The sequence below is a fragment of the Methylobacterium indicum genome (assembly GCF_017347565.1).
In the GTDB taxonomy this organism is placed as follows: domain Bacteria; phylum Pseudomonadota; class Alphaproteobacteria; order Rhizobiales; family Beijerinckiaceae; genus Methylobacterium; species Methylobacterium indicum.
In genome coordinates this window covers 5,872,501-5,884,961 of the sequence record NZ_AP024145.1, presented here as the reverse complement: position 1 = coordinate 5,884,961, position 12,461 = coordinate 5,872,501, and the positions used below count along the sequence as shown (strand labels likewise).

12 protein-coding genes (1 of these 12 running past the window's edge) are annotated in these 12,461 nt (G+C 73.7%); 4 read left to right on the top strand and 8 right to left on the bottom strand.

Annotated features, from left to right (window positions below):
- Positions 1-219: 219 nt before the first annotated feature.
- The 4 genes from tssK to miv_RS27335 form a co-directional block, all read right to left on the bottom strand.
- Entirely contained in the window at positions 220-1,557 is a 1,338-nt protein-coding gene (gene tssK, locus miv_RS27350; protein ID WP_207180016.1) for a type VI secretion system baseplate subunit TssK, read from the bottom strand.
- Between the two features lie 30 nt (positions 1,558-1,587).
- Positions 1,588-2,847, bottom strand: coding sequence for a type VI secretion system-associated FHA domain protein (locus miv_RS27345; RefSeq protein WP_207180012.1), 1,260 nt, complete (start codon positions 2,845-2,847; stop codon positions 1,588-1,590).
- 45 nt (positions 2,848-2,892) lie between these two features.
- The gene (locus miv_RS33785; protein WP_058620822.1) at positions 2,893-4,197 is read right to left on the bottom strand and encodes a DotG/IcmE/VirB10 family type IV secretion system protein; all 1,305 of its coding nucleotides are present in this window, start codon (positions 4,195-4,197) and stop codon (positions 2,893-2,895) included.
- Between the two features lie 129 nt (positions 4,198-4,326).
- Positions 4,327-5,394: a DotH/IcmK family type IV secretion protein gene (locus miv_RS27335; protein ID WP_207180011.1), complete on the bottom strand. Its 1,068-nt coding sequence runs from the start codon at positions 5,392-5,394 to the stop codon at positions 4,327-4,329.
- 634 nt (positions 5,395-6,028) lie between these two features.
- On the opposite strand from miv_RS27335, the gene miv_RS27330 reads away from it, so the two are divergent.
- Both miv_RS27330 and miv_RS27325 read left to right on the top strand, forming a co-directional pair.
- On the top strand, positions 6,029-7,135 hold the full coding sequence (locus miv_RS27330; protein WP_207180010.1) for a type IV secretory system conjugative DNA transfer family protein: 1,107 nt from the start codon (positions 6,029-6,031) through the stop codon (positions 7,133-7,135).
- Positions 7,132-7,719 (top strand): YcbK family protein, encoded by a 588-nt coding sequence (locus miv_RS27325; protein WP_207180009.1) that lies wholly within the window; start codon positions 7,132-7,134, stop codon positions 7,717-7,719. Before miv_RS27330 ends, miv_RS27325 begins: the two co-directional genes overlap by 4 nt.
- 14 nt (positions 7,720-7,733) lie before the next feature.
- On the opposite strand, the gene miv_RS27320 is transcribed toward miv_RS27325, so the two are convergent.
- The 3 genes from miv_RS27320 to miv_RS27310 form a co-directional block, all read right to left on the bottom strand.
- A complete protein-coding gene (locus miv_RS27320; protein WP_244748738.1) occupies positions 7,734-8,009 on the bottom strand; it encodes a GCG_CRPN prefix-to-repeats domain-containing protein in 276 nt (91 codons plus the stop codon).
- Positions 8,010-8,202: 193 nt separating this feature from the next.
- Positions 8,203-9,576, bottom strand: a complete 1,374-nt coding sequence (locus miv_RS27315) for a sensor histidine kinase (RefSeq protein WP_207180007.1) — start codon at positions 9,574-9,576, stop codon at positions 8,203-8,205.
- Positions 9,576-10,355 (bottom strand): response regulator, encoded by a 780-nt coding sequence (locus tag miv_RS27310; protein WP_058619207.1) that lies wholly within the window; start codon positions 10,353-10,355, stop codon positions 9,576-9,578. Before miv_RS27310 ends, miv_RS27315 begins: the two co-directional genes overlap by 1 nt.
- 188 nt (positions 10,356-10,543) lie before the next feature.
- On the opposite strand from miv_RS27310, the gene miv_RS27305 reads away from it, so the two are divergent.
- Both miv_RS27305 and miv_RS27300 read left to right on the top strand, forming a co-directional pair.
- Positions 10,544-11,248, top strand: coding sequence for a hypothetical protein (locus miv_RS27305; RefSeq protein ID WP_131800201.1), 705 nt, complete (start codon positions 10,544-10,546; stop codon positions 11,246-11,248).
- A gap of 301 nt (positions 11,249-11,549) precedes the next feature.
- On the top strand, positions 11,550-11,996 hold the full coding sequence (locus tag miv_RS27300) for a hypothetical protein (RefSeq protein ID WP_244748737.1): 447 nt from the start codon (positions 11,550-11,552) through the stop codon (positions 11,994-11,996).
- A gap of 364 nt (positions 11,997-12,360) precedes the next feature.
- On the opposite strand, the gene miv_RS27295 is transcribed toward miv_RS27300, so the two are convergent.
- Positions 12,361-12,461, bottom strand: the 3' portion of a protein-coding gene (locus tag miv_RS27295; protein WP_244748736.1) for a hypothetical protein. 94 nt of this gene lie beyond the right edge of the window; only the last 101 of its 195 coding nucleotides appear in the window; its start codon lies beyond the right edge, outside the window — the gene reads right to left on this strand; the stop codon is at positions 12,361-12,363.

Here is a 12,461-nt window from a genome sequence, read left to right as displayed (position 1 = left end):
TGCGATCGACCCAGGGGGCGCCCTTCCGCGGCCCCGACGTCGCGCGGCGACGCGATCCGGGCCTGGACGAGCCCCGATCCTCGGTCACGGCCGCAGCCCCGAACCGGCATCGCGCCTCCAATGCCCGTGTCCGAGCACCCGGCACGCGGACACTGCCCCCGAGCGTTCATTCGAGGGCATGATCGACGACGAACCGGTACCGGATTCGTCCAGGGCGCCCTATCCCTTGATCGCCCACAGCTCGAGGTCGAGGTCCGGGAAGTTGCCCGCGACGTGGATCGCCACCGCGCTCGACTGTTCGAGGTCGCGCCAGAGCGGGTTGGTGGTGTCGAGCTCGAAATAGACCGTGCCGCCGCGATAGGGCAGCTGGCGCGGCGCGACCGCGAGCGGCCGCACGGCGATGCCCGGCAGGGCCACGTTGACGAGCTGGGCGATCTGCTCGACGGGGCCGATCTTGATCTGGTTCGGCAGCGAGCGCCGCAGGGTCTCGGGCGGCAGCGAGGCGCGCACCGCCAGCACGAACCCGGCCCCGCGCAGGAGGGTGCGGTCGTTGATGGCACCGACGCGCACGCCGTGGCGGCGCTCCTGCAGGTCGATCGGCACCGCGACCTGTTCGAGCAGCGCCGAGAGGCCGGCGCGCAGCTCCGCGAACACCGCCGCGAAGGTCGCCGCGAGGTCGTCGTGCCGGTAGTCCGGCAGGTGCGGCGCCCGCCGCGACGGAGCCGTGAAGGTCGCGATCTCGCCGGCGAGCGCGAGGCAGAGGCCGTAGAACGCCTCCGGGTGCAGCCGCCCGGCCTGGGCGCCGGCATGGCGCAGCAGCGGCTCGGCGCGGTTGAGGACCTGCAGCAGCAGGAAGTCGGCGATCTCGCCGGCCCCGCGGGTCGTCGGATCGGCGATGCGGGCCGCCAGCGCCTCGGCCCGGTGCGAGACCAGGCCCTGCAGCTCGGAGACGAGGGCGGCGAGCGGGCCCTCGGCGGCGCAGGTGAGGCAGGGCGCGACGAATTTTTCGTCGAGCACCACCGCCAGGTCCGAGCGGATCTCGACCACCCGGGCGACGGCGAGCCGCTCGGTGCCGGCGAGCGGCCCGTTCGAGGGGGCGTAGGACAGGCGCAGCCGCCCGACCTCGAGACCGGCGCTGGCATAGCCGTCGCCGTTGGCGTCCGGTACGTCGCAGGCGGTGCGCCGCAGCCGCGTCGCCGCGTCCTCGCGCCGGTCGGCGCCGACCTCGGGGCTGCCGGGCTGGCGCATCGGCACCGCGAGGTGGATCGTGACGTCGCGGGTGCCGGGCAGGAGTTCGAGGGGCGGCGGCAGGTCGGCGTCGCCCGGCGCCTCGAACGGGGTCCCGTCCGGGAAGATGCCGCGGGCATGCGACAGGGCGAAGCGCCCGACGCCGAGGAGCTCGCGGTTGATGCCGATCTCGGAGAAGCCCCACGGATAGGGCGAGAGGTCGCGGGTCAGCCCGCGTACGAAGCGCTCGGTCCAGCGGTCGGCCTGCTGGAAATGCTGCACGCGGAGGAACATCCCCTCCGACCAGACCACGCGGTTCTCGCTCAGCATCGGCTCTCGTGGCTCCAGGATCGGCGGGCGTCAGATCTTGCGGGCGTAGCTTGCGCGCAGCGGCGCCAGGACGGCCTCCGCGGCGGCGGCGCCCTCGCCCCCCGCGAGGGTGCCGTGCAAGGTCGCGTAGCGCTCCCAGGCCGCGGCCTTGAGCAGCGGGCCGACGGCGAGCCGCGTGCCCTCGCGGGCGGCGTCCTCGATCGCGTCCGGCAGGATCTGCGCGCCGACCGTGTCGGCGGTCTCGGCGACCGCGAGGCCGAGCGCACGGGCGTCGCGCGCGACCCCGGCGAGGCGCGCGACCAGCCGGTCGCCCGCATCCTCGGTCCCCGCCGTCAGGAGGTCGGCCACGAGGCCCGGCAGGTCTCCCGGCGCGTCACCGCCGGCCGGGGCGCGGTCCGGCGGGACCAGGCCGAGATCCCGCTCGGTCTTGCGCTGGACCGCCTCGACCGTCGCCAGGACGTCCACGAGGCGGCGCAGGAGCTGGCCGGCCCGCACCAGGGCGGCGCGGTCGCCGGGGGCGGGCCCGGCCGCGAGGCCGCCCAGCCCGGTCCCCTCGACCAGGGCGGCACAGGCCCCGCTCCAGTCGGGTGTCGCCGCGCCGCCCCCGGCCGGAGTCGGCTCCGCCGCGTCGCCGAGATGCCAGTCGACGGGCAGCAGGGTGCGGGCCGGCGCGAGTTGCAGCGCCTCGTCGATCGGGGCGACGTGCTCGCTGCGACTCGCGAAATCGCTGAAGGGCTCGTCGGCCTCCGGCAGGTCGGTGAGGGTCGTGGCGGGCGGGTCCCGCCAGCCGTAGGGCTGCACCACTTGCGCATCGGCGGCACCGCCCGGCACCGCCGCGAGCCAGTCGTCCGCCGACCCGCCGAGGCCGCGCGCGGCCCGGGGCTCGCTCGCGTCGCTCGTGCCGGCGAGGATCGCCGAGACGCCGCCCGGGTGGGGCGAGCCGGGCCCGGGCCCGTCCTGCGGCTCCGGCTCGCGGCCGACCCCGATGCGGTAATCGCCGATTCGGAAGCTGTCGCCGGCATCGAGCGCCCGGCGGTTGCCGCGGCCCACCGGCCGCCCCTCCGCGGCGAAGTAGACGCCGTTGCTCGACAGGTCGACGAGGTAGAACCCGTCCGCCCCGGCCTCGATCCGGCAATGCAGCTTGGAGACGTGCCGCTCGGGGTCCGGCAGCACCCAGTCGTTGTCCGGGCCGCGGCCGATCGAGACCGGGCCTGCGCCGGGATCGAGGCGGCGCGCGCCGATCTCCGGCGCGCCGTCCGGCGCCTGCAGGATTCGCAGCGTGAGCGTCATCGCCCCCTCGGCCCTTCTCGCGTCGCCCGCACCCCGCCGCCGCCGTCAGTTCAGTCGCGAGAGGCCGAGCGGGGGACGGGCGCCGGCCGCCCCCATCCGGACCGCGTCCCGCGGCAGGGCCGGCGGCTCCAGGAAGACGACGCCGATCGGGAGGCCGGGCACGCCCGCGATCGTGGCCGGCGTGTTGAAGGCCTGGGCGCCGATGGCGGTCGCGGTCTGGCCGAGGGGCAGGAGGGCACCGAGCGCCGCCTGGGTGCGCTGGCCGCCGCCGGGCGTGGAGAGCGCGAAGCCGGTCACCGGGTCGATCGCCACGTTGCGGTTCGTCTGCAGCAGGAGCTGCCCGACCTGGCCGGCCCCCTGGACGAGGGCGGCCGCGAACAGCCCGGCGTAGCGCTCGAAGGCGTGGTCGTCGACGTCGCGCGAGATGCCGGTGCGGGCGTCCCGCGGCGAGATCGCGTAGGCCTTGAGCGGGTACTGGCGGCCGTCGAGAAGGACGAGCTGGGTGAACTGGATCGCGGCCTGGTTCGTGCTGTAGACGATCTGTCCGATCAGCCGGACGCCGTGCAGGGGCCCGGCGCGCTGCGCGCCGTCGACGTCGTAGATCGTGGCGAAGATCGGGGCCTGGGGATCGTCCGAGTTGAAGCCCTGGTCGAGGGAGGCGTAGACGGTGTCGCCCGCCCGCGCCACGGCGTAGAGCCGCTCGCGGGGACGCGCCGGCTGGCCGCCATAGGCGCCCGGCATGCCACCGACCCCGCCGCCGAACCCGCCCCCCTGGCCCGGCTGGCCGACATTCGCCTGTCCGGGCGCTCCGCCGTACCCGCCTGATCCGTAGCCTCCGGGCCCGGCGCCCGCCTGGCCGACGCCGGCTTGTCCGACATTGCCCTGACCGAATCCGGTCTGGCCCTGGCTGCCCGGGAACTGGCCGCCCGGGAATCCCCCGCCGTAGCCGCCCGGCTGCGGATAGGCCGCCTGCTGCAGCGCGGATCCGGGGCGCGCGCCGTTCCCGCCGGATCCGGCATTCGCCGCGGCCGCGGGCTCGGGCCGGGCGTAGCGCTGCACCGTGAAGCCGCCGCTCGGCGGGGTCATCAGCGCCTCGATCTGCGCGTTAATCCGGGCCTCGATCGCCGGGTCCGACAGGACCTGGCCCGGGGGCCCCTGATAGACCACGCTCGGCGTCGCCGGGGCCTGGCCCGGCAGCGGAGGCTGGACGAACGGCATCGTCGCCTGCGGCGTCGGCTGGACCGGCGCCTGCGCGGCGGTCTCCTGCCCGTTCCCCTGCCCCGCCGCCTGGATCCGGACGAGAGGGGTGCCGGCCAGCGTGGCGGCGAGGATCAATGCGGTGATCGGCATGGCCATCCTCCCCCGGCTGCAACGTGAGCATCCCCGGCCGGCGCACCGGCGGCCGTCCCGGCAGCGGGTCCGGGCCGGCTCCATGGGCGGGAGCGCCCCTCACGCGCCTGCGCGGCGGCCATCGCGCGCTCAATCATCGATCGTGACGGCGCGCTCGCGCCCGTCCGCGTCGGTGACGAGGAGGCGCGGCACCGGCCGGTCGAACCGCCAGACCCGTACGCCGTCGGGCGTCTGGGCCATCGCGTCCTGGACCGGGTTCACCACCACCACCGGCCCGCGCACGTAGAGCCGCCCGCCGAACATCCAGGCCGACACCGCCGGGTCGTCGACCCGCAGCCGCGCCGCGCCGCGCGGCGGCGTGCCGAGGCCGAACTCGTCCATCAGGCGATCCGGCAGATCGCCCGGCGCATGGGCGGCACGCCCCCGCCCGCTCCGCGCGGCGATCGTGCGCACCGCCCCGTCGGGGGCGGCCGCCAGGGCGGTGTGGCGGCCCGGCGGGACCGGGATCGCGTCCGGCGGGCGCATCGCCGCCGCGGCGGGGTTCGCCGGGGCGACCGGCTCGGCGGAGCGGGCGGTGAGGGGCGCGGCGCGCCCGCGCACCTCGATCGTCACCGGCAGGTCCACCGCCTCGCCCCCGCGGCCGCCGCTCCTCACGATCAGGACGATCGGCAGCGGGTAGTTCTCGAGGGTGATCGAGATGTTGCCGTAGGTGGAGACCCGGCAGGGCATGATGTGGATCGTGGTCGGCCGCTCGGCCGGCGCCGAGGCCTGCCCGCCGCAGCCGCCGCCATCCACGGCAAAGCTGCGCGGGTCGTAGGCGGACGCGGCGATCGGCCAGGGCCGGCCGCCGGCATCGAGGATCGTGATCGGCGTCACCATCCCGAAGGCGAGGTGCACGGTCTGGGGCGCGGCCATGTCGACCTGCGGCTGCACGCTCATCAGCCGCGGCCGGATCCTCGGCGGGCCCTCATCCGCGTAGGCGGGGGTCGTGGCCGCCCGCTGCGCGTCGATCACCCGGTTGCGGATCGCCCCGACATTGCCGGGAGTCAGGATCGCGCTGCCGGACCGGTCGGTCATCACGCTCTGGAGCGCCGAGATCTCGGCCGGGGTCAGTTCGCGCGCCGGCGGCGGCGAGGCCCGCGGGACCTCGGCCGGAGCCGGAACCGACGGCTGGGCAGCCGCCTGCGGCGGGGACACCGGGGGTGGGGCCGCCGGAGACGCAGACGGAGACGGAGACGGAGACGAGGAAGAGGGAGCCGGGGCGGGCGACGGCGCCTGTGCGGCCGGGGCCGGCACGGCGGCGCCGGTCGCCTGGGATACGCGCCACGGTTGCGCAGGCGCATCCCCGGCACCGCAGGTTACCGCCGCGGCGAGGGCGGCGAGTCCCACCACACGGATCCGTCCCGCCATCCTGCCGGCCCCGTCTGTCCCGAGAACGCATCTTACAGTCCAGCAATATGACGCAAGGTACGGCGACAAGGCAATGGTCGGCATGCGAGGAAAATCGACGCCTTCCAGCAAAAACCGGCCGGCCTGTGGCGTCGTCCGGCGATGATGCGACGCGCGCTGCGTTCAATGGCAGGTCCTGTGCCCGCGATGCCACACATCATGGCCCTATCTGCGGGTCTCGCCGTGGGCAATTGACGATCCAGGGTGGAAAGATCATGACGGATGCGGTGGCGTGCGGACGATCGGACATGAAGTTGTTATGGCTTCTTATCGTTCTTTCTTGTGCCGCGTGCCTTCAGGCCTGCTCCCTCACGGGAAGCCGGCCCGGATCCCCGGAGAGCACGCGGACCTTCCTCAAGGAGGAGATGGGACGGCGCGGGCTGTGAGGCTGGCGATCCTTGCCGCGGCCCTCGCAACCCTCACGGGTGGGCCGGTCCTCGCCCAGCTGAATCCGATCGTGGCGGCGACTCAGGTCCCCGGCGTCCCGGTCGCCCCCTACGGCGTGCCGTACGGCGCTCCTCCCTACGGCTATGGCGGCGTCTATCCGCCCTACCAGACCCAGAATCCGGGCCTCAATGCGCTGACCCAGGGCCAGGCCAACCCCAACATCGCGACCCGCGCCGGCGCGACGCCGATGCAGGGCCTGCTCGGTGGGGGCATGAGCGGTGCAGGCCTGGGCGGCGGGGGCGGACAGGGGGCCGGACAAGGCGGCGGCGCGCCGGGGGGCGGGAGCGCCGCGCTGCCGACGCCCGATCCCGCCACGAGCTACGAATTGCTGCAGGATCCGGGCTCGCCGGTCTTCGGGCGCTACGGCGCGCTGCAATCCAAGAACGGCGACCTGCGCCAGCAGATTCTGGCCCAGGCGGCCCGGGGCGTCGGCATCCGGCAGGGCTTCGCCGAGGAGACGGCGCGGCTCAACGCCGAGCTCGACGGGGTCTACGGGGCGGAGCTCGACCGGCGCTACGACTTCGGACCGCTGATGATCGAGCGCCTCGTGGTGCCGCCGGTGATCACCGAGCTCCAGCGGCTCGGGGAGCGCGTCGGCGACCGCACGCTCTACCTGACGCTCGGCGCCTTCGAGATCGTCCGCCCGGCCCGCCTCGCGCTGCGGCCGCCGGACTGGCGCGACTACCTCTACAACACCGGCGTGCCGCCCGCCCCGCCGGGGCCGGCGGCGGCGGTGCGGCCGGAGGATTCCACCGAGGAGGGCGTCTGGTCGGTCGCGCTCGAGGCCGGCCTCGCGGTCGGCATCGCCGAGGCGCGGGCGAGCTTCGCGGCGAATTTCAACCGCCTCGACCGGGACTATACCGGGATGGGCCGCTACCACGACCTCGCCCGCAGCGGCGCGGTGAGCCTGCCGTCGGTCGATCGAACGAGCCATCCGGTCAGGATCGCGGCGGGCGGCGCCCGGGCCTTCGTCGGCGAGCGGATCATCCATCTGACGGTCAGCCCGAAGTTCCGGGCGGCCACGCCGGCCGCCTTCCGGTGACGGGCCTCACCCGCCGCGCCCTCGTCGGCGGCGCCGGTCCTGCGGCCAGTCTTGCCGTGGGGCTCGATGCGGGCCTGTCGTCGGCGGTGGCGGGCGCGGCCGATTCGGTGCGGGACGCCCCCACCGGCCGCGACCGGCTCTGGCTGACGCGGCCGGACGGGTCCGAGCTGCGCAGCCGCTTCCGCACCGGGGCCGGCCACGACCGGGCCCAGATCCTGCTCCTGTCCTGGTTCATGCGCGACATCCGCGACGAGGGCCGGGCGGTCTGGATGGAGCCGAGCCTGTTCGACCTCCTGGCGGGCGTGCAGGCCAGCATGTCGGCGGTGCACGGGAGCCCCCTCCCCGTGATGGTGACGAGCGGCTACCGCACGCCCGAGCACAATGCCGCTTTGGAGAACGCCGCGCGCAACTCGATGCACCTCTACGGCTTCGCCGCCGACATCCAGGTGCGCGGCTATCCGCCCCGCGCCGTGGCCCTCGCCGCCTCGTTCTTCTCCGGGGGCGGGATCGGCCTCTACGACAGCTTCACCCATCTCGACGTCTGGCGGCGCCGGACCTGGATCGGCCGCCCGGCGGCGGGCTGACGGCCCGCCGCCGCTCAGACGCGCCGGTGCCAGGCAAAATGACGGTGCCAGCTGTAGCGATAGTGAGAGCGCCAGCGGTACCCGACCCATCGGTGGCCGCCGAATCGACGATAGGCCGGCGCAGAGGCGTAGGGACGGACGAGATACGGCCGGTAGACGAGGTTCGGCCGGCACCAGCCGTAGAGGCCGCGGTGGAAGCCGGGACCGCACCCGTCACGGGCCTCGGCGCTCGAACCGGCGAGGAGAAGCCCTCCGACGAGGGCGATCGGGATGGCGAATCGGCGGATCATGTCCAAGAGGAGGTTCGCCCGCGCGCTCTGCCCGGATGTGACGGGTGCGCGCCGGATCGTAACGTCGTGTAACGGCCGCGTCGCGGAGGGGTGCGGAGCCCGGGAAAGATCCGGTCCGTTGCATCGCGCCGTGGATTCCGGCGCCACACGGGTCGGTGGTCCGGGTTCGGGACGCAGCCGTCCGGAGTCCGGATCAGGCCAGGGCCGGCAGCGTCACGACGATCCGGGCCCCGCCCGACGCGGCGGCCTCCGCCACGATCGAGCCGCCATGCGCCTCCGCGATCTGCCGCGCGATGGCGAGGCCGAGGCCGCTCCCGCCGGTCTGGCGGCTGCGCGACCGCTCGACCCGGTAGTAGGGGCTGAACACGGCGGCGCGCTCGGCCTCCGGGATGCCCGGCCCGTCATCCTCGACCACGATCTGGCAGGCCGCCCCCGTGCGGCGCACCGCGACGGCGACCGAGGAGCGGCCGTACTCGACCGCGTTGCCGACGAGGTTGGCGACCACCCGGCGCAGGGCGACCGCGTCGCCCGCCACGGTGGCGTTTCGCACCTCCTCGCCCGTCAGGCTGACCGGCGCCCCTTGCGCCGCATGCTCGGCGACCTCGACCGCCACGATGTCGGCAAGGTCCACCGGCGACCGGCCGATCTCGGCGGCGGTGCCGCGGGCGAAGCTAAGGGAGGTCTCGATCAGGGCGGTCATCGCGTCGAGATCCTCGACAAGCCGCTCCCGGCGCCCAGCCTCGGCGACGCCCTCGGCCCGCAGACGCATGCGGGTCAGATAGGTCTTGAGATCGTGCGAGATGGCGCCGATCAGGAGCGAGCGCTCACCCATCAGGCCGGCGATCCGCTCCTGCATCGCCTGGATCGCCTGGGCGAGGCGCCGGATCTCCGGCGCACCCTGATGGGCGGCCCGGCTCGGGGTGGGCGCGCGCCCGTCGAAACGGGCGACCGCCTCGGTGAGGCGCCGCAGTGGCGCGAGCTCGTGGCGCGCCCCGAGGGTGACGAGGCCGGCGACCGCGACGCCGAGGACGGCCACCCACAGGCTCAGGGGTTGCCCGAGCAGCCATGGCATGTGCGAGCGATGCCCCTCGATCACCGTGACCACGAGGGTCTGCCCGTCGGGCAACCGGTAGGTCGCCGCCGCCAGGCGTCCCACGGGCCCGCGGCGCGCCGCCGCCGGCTCGGCCGGATCGACGCCCCGGTGCAGCATGGCGGCGTCGGTGAAGGCCCGGATGCGGCCGGCGGGCTCCCCGGCGATGCCGAGCAGGCGAGCCTCGAGGCGCGGCTCGCGGATCAGGCCGGCCTCGTCGGGAGGTGCGGCGACGATCTCTGCCTTCAGGGCCTCGCCGCTCACCGCCTTCAGGATCGCGGGCCGCTGCGCCGGATCGGCATCGCGCAGCAGGGAGACGATGTGCGCCGCCTGGTCGACCCGGGGGAAGCGGGAGGGATAGGGCGAGCGCTCGTGGTTCCTCTGCCACCGGTCGATGCCGAAGGTGGCGATGACGAGGAGCGAGAGCGCGCCGAGCAGGACCAGCATGATCCGGCCGAGGAGGCCGACCCGCCCCATCAGGCCTCCCCCGGCCCCTTGGCCGGCGTCGTCTGCGGCCTGACGGGGACCGTCTGCGGCCCGACAGGGGCCGCCAGGATGTAGCCGGCGTTGCGCACGGTCTTGATCAGGGCCGCCGCCGCGCTGCCGGCCCCGTCGAGCCTGTGCCGCAGCCGGCTGACCTGGACGTCGATGGTGCGGTCGAAGGCATCCGCCGTGCGTCCGCGCGTCCAGTCGAGCAGCTGGTCGCGGGAGAGAACCCGCTGCGGACGGGTGACGAAGCAATGCAGCAGGTCGTACTCGGCACTCGTGAGGGGGATCTCGACGGCGCTCGCGGCGAGCGTCGCGGTCCGCGCCGCGAGGTCCACGACGAGATCGGCCACGCAGAGCCGCTCCGGGGCGGCCTCGCCCGTCGCAGCGGCGGCTCCGGCGGCGCGACGCAGGACGGCGCGGATGCGGGCGAGCAGAACGCGCGGGTTGAACGGCTTCGAGACGTAGTCGTCGGCTCCCATCTCCAGGCCGAGCACCCGGTCGATGTCTTCGTCCTTGGCGGTCAGCATCACGATGGGCGGTCCGCCCGCGTCGCGCAGGCGCCGGCAGATCGACAGCCCGTCCTCTCCCGGGAGCATCCAGTCGAGCACGATCAGGTCCGGGGCCGGCCCGGCCCTCATCCGCCGGTCGAGATCGGCGCCGCCGGTACAGCGCGCGACGCGGAACCCCTCGCCCTCCAGATACTCGGCGAGCTGGGTGCGGATGTCGTCGTCGTCCTCGACGATGGCGATGGTGGGACCGTCGATCATGCCCCGCGAGGATAGTCGGGACGGGCTGCCCGGCAACGCCGAAACGGGCGTTGTCACAAAACGTTACAAGCCGCCCGACCGTCCGTCACATCCGCGCGCGGTCCGACCGCGATAGTCCGGCCGAACCCGATGGCGGTCCGGCCACCGATGCGCGGCGGCCGCCGACGAACACGGAAGGCTCCGGGATCATGACACTCCCCTACCCCGCATCGCCGGCCCGGCTCACCGCGGCAGCGCTCGCCGTCCTGACAACGGCCTTCGCACCGAGGGCCTTGGCGGTGCCGGCCGTGCAAGGCTCGCCCCATCGACCCCTCGGACACGCGGCCTCCCGGCAAGCCGCCCCCGCCCTACGCTCCGGCGACGGGTCCGAGACCTATCGCGGCTACCGGATCGAGATGGGCCGCGACGTCCCCAACGCCGAGATCGCCGCGTTGCAGCGGGCGGCGGAGCATCAGGTCGATCTCGTCGAGGCGACGGTTCTCGACCGCCGCACCAAAGCATTCCTGCGCCGCGTGCCGGTGGTGGTGGAAACGGGGTCCGGGGCCGGCAGCCATTACGATGGCGGCGACCGGGTGACCATCGCCGTCGCGGACCCGAACGACGTCCGCCCGATCCTGCTGCATGAATACATGCACGTCTATCATCTCAGGATCCTGCCCGGCGGCGTGACCAACCCGGACATCCTGGCCTTCTACGGGCGGGCCCGCGCGGGTGGGTTCTACCCGGCAGGTTCCTACGTGCTCGCCAACCCGAAAGAGTTCTTCGCCATGACCGCGAGCGTCTACCTGCACGGCCGGCTGGCCCGCGAGCCCTTCACCCGGGAGGAGCTGCGACGGACCCAACCGCTGTACTATCGATATCTCACCCGGCTGTTCGGCCCGGTCGGTGCGTGATCGGCAGCCGAACGGGCGTCGGGCCGGTCGCCCGCCATCGCGGGGACGGTGACGCGATCCCGCTCCGCGATCGCGGCCAGGTGGAACCGCATGGCCTCGACCAAGACGCCCCGTGCCGTCGGGGTCGCCGGCCATGTTCGACCGTGACCGCTTCGGCCGACCGCAACCAAGCGATATCTTGATTATTGTATTATTATATACCTGCGACGACCTCACCGTCGTCGAATAATCTGGCGTATCGATACGATTCATTTTAGAATCTGCGTCGATGCTACGGGCAGACCGTACCCCGCGCGTCCGGATGGGCCGGATCGCGGCAGCCGATTTCTGGAAAGCCCTCGTCATGGTTGCAAGCATGCGGCGCAGATCTCGCGTCGCGAATGCAGCGGCATCGGTAATGGTCCTGGCTGCGCCCGCTTTCGGCCAGACGATCGAGGATGGGTCGGGGGCCAGGATCGGACCGACGGACACCGCGCTCGTCCTGGAGCTGGTCCAGCGAAACCTGACCGGTCCGGACGCCAAGGTCTCGGCTCTGCGGCGGAGCGGCGCCTCGCATATCTGCGGGTCGGTGAACGTCAAGAACCGCGATGGCCTCTATACGGGCGAGCGGGGATTCCTCGTCGATGTCCAAGCGCGGACCTTCGGTCGCGTCCCGGACGGGCCCGAACTCCTCGACCCGCGAGCCACGGGCTTTCGCGAGAAGGAGGCCATCCGTGAGAGCTACTTCCGGCTCTGCCTGGACGAGTGATCCTGCTCCATAAAAGTCTTGCGACCGTATCCGCGAGCTGACGCTGCGTTCGATGAGAGCCGATCGGCACCTCGCATATCGTCCGTCGGAACGTGTCCAGGCTCGGCGCACGGAGCCGGCAGCCTCATCGCCCGGCGCAATTCGGCGGGAAGAGCCGCATCACGCACGCCATCGCGGCGTCATCCGCCGCACGGGCCGGGTTGCGCAGCTCCGGGCCCGGAAGGCGCCGAAGTCGGCGGTGTCCGGGGCGAAAACGAACGGACGCGAGCCCGTATGGGCGCCCAAGCGGTCGGGCACCTCGCCTGCACCACCGATGGTCCTTGCCACTCTCCAGTCCCATCGTCCGCCGCACGGGCGCGATCGGCTACTCGTCGTGAGACGCCGCGCCAGCCTGCAGCGCAACGCAGGTGCGCACCATGTCGCTCAACGTCAGTTCCTTGGTGTTGCCGATGTTGGCGGTCTCCT

What these genes read in the sequence shown, in the direction of transcription:
- miv_RS27310 (WP_058619207.1), bottom strand. Translation starts at nt 10,355, where the DNA reads ATGATCGACGGTCCCACCATCGCCATCGTCGAGGACGACGACGACATC.
- miv_RS27315 (WP_207180007.1), bottom strand. Translation starts at nt 9,576, where the DNA reads ATGGGGCGGGTCGGCCTCCTCGGCCGGATCATGCTGGTCCTGCTCGGC.
- miv_RS27345 (WP_207180012.1), bottom strand. Translation starts at nt 2,847, where the DNA reads ATGACGCTCACGCTGCGAATCCTGCAGGCGCCGGACGGCGCGCCGGAG.
- miv_RS27320 (WP_244748738.1), bottom strand. Translation starts at nt 8,009, where the DNA reads ATGATCCGCCGATTCGCCATCCCGATCGCCCTCGTCGGAGGGCTTCTC.
- miv_RS27305 (WP_131800201.1), top strand. Translation starts at nt 10,544, where the DNA reads ATGACACTCCCCTACCCCGCATCGCCGGCCCGGCTCACCGCGGCAGCG.
- tssK (WP_207180016.1), bottom strand. Translation starts at nt 1,557, where the DNA reads ATGCTGAGCGAGAACCGCGTGGTCTGGTCGGAGGGGATGTTCCTCCGC.
- miv_RS27300 (WP_244748737.1), top strand. Translation starts at nt 11,550, where the DNA reads ATGGGCCGGATCGCGGCAGCCGATTTCTGGAAAGCCCTCGTCATGGTT.
- miv_RS33785 (WP_058620822.1), bottom strand. Translation starts at nt 4,197, where the DNA reads ATGCCGATCACCGCATTGATCCTCGCCGCCACGCTGGCCGGCACCCCT.